Below are 1,195 nucleotides of genomic sequence, written 5' to 3' on the forward strand. Positions count from 1 at the left end.
TCTGAAGGTAGAATTGTTCTTGGTGATGAATTTAGCCCGGACGGCTGTCGTATTTGGGATAAAGAAACTCGTAAGAAGATGGATAAAGACAGGTTTAGGCAAGGTCTTGGTAGCGTGATCGAAACTTACGAAGAGGTAGGTCAGCGTTTAGGTATTTCATTTGACTAAATTTTGTGACTTCGTTGCAGCTTTTTAATCTAAGCTGCAACGAATCAAGCAAGCAAAATCAAAAACTCCCTCTATACTTACGCTAATAGTTTTATTCTTAAGAGAATTCAATAAGGTAAGTATCTATGAAAAAAGTTACAAAACTCCTCGCTCCTTTCGTTTTGGCTGCAAGCGCCACGGCTCAAGCCGATTTTATAGGCGGTACTGTTGAAGCAAGTTATTGGTATGCCGGTGTTGGGGGTGATGCCTCTGCCGGTGGCGCAACAGTTGATTTTGAAAAAGATCTAGGTTTCGAAGATGATAGTTTCTTCGAACTCGCGGCTTCATTTGAGCATCCGGTGCCACTGATTCCCAATTTAAAGGTTCGACTGACTTCCCTTGATCAAACTGAATCAGGCAATATAGATGATACCTTTGATGATGTGGACGGACCAGTAACAACAAATCTTGACCTGACTCACTATGATGTAATTGCTTACTATGAAATTCTCGATAACTGGGTTTCGGTTGATGTTGGTTTAGATATTAAGGTTTTTGACGGTCAGCTTAATGTTGAGGGTGATACAGAAAGCTCGACCTCTACTATTGATAACTTTCTACCGCTGCCCTATGCAAAAGCTGAAGTAGAGCTTCCTTTTACTGGTATGGCATTTGGCGCCGAGTTATCGGGTATTTCGTATTCTGGTAATGGTATTTATGATGCCCGTGCCCGTATTCGTCAAAATATTAGCTTAGCATTTGTTGAGCTAGGCTATCGCACTATGGCAATCAAGATTGATGATATAGGCAGTGCTGATATCGAAGTTGATGTTGATTTTAGCGGTGTTTACTTAAGTACAGGCTTAGATTTCTAGATATAAAGTGCAATCTAGATTCGTAAGAATATTTTTCTAATATTCTCATTGCAAGGCGCTGAATTGTTTGATAAATTACGCGCCTTATTCAAGTCGCTCTCCTTGCGATGCTTGAAATAGGACTATAGCTCAGTTGGTTAGAGCGCTACCTTGACATGGTAGAGGTCGGCAGT

General features: G+C 40.8%; 2 protein-coding genes. Both read left to right on the plus strand.

Annotated elements, in window-relative coordinates; genetic code table 11:
* Positions 1-168: phosphoribosylaminoimidazolesuccinocarboxamide synthase (locus A3756_RS20275; protein WP_304438915.1), on the plus strand; the 168-nt coding region annotated here is incomplete at its 5' end.
* Between the two features lie 125 nt (positions 169-293).
* Entirely contained in the window at positions 294-1,022 is a 729-nt protein-coding gene (locus A3756_RS20280; protein ID WP_068553744.1) for a TIGR04219 family outer membrane beta-barrel protein, read from the plus strand.
* Positions 1,023-1,195: the final 173 nt, after the last annotated feature.

Source organism: Oleiphilus sp. HI0086, from assembly GCF_001635225.1.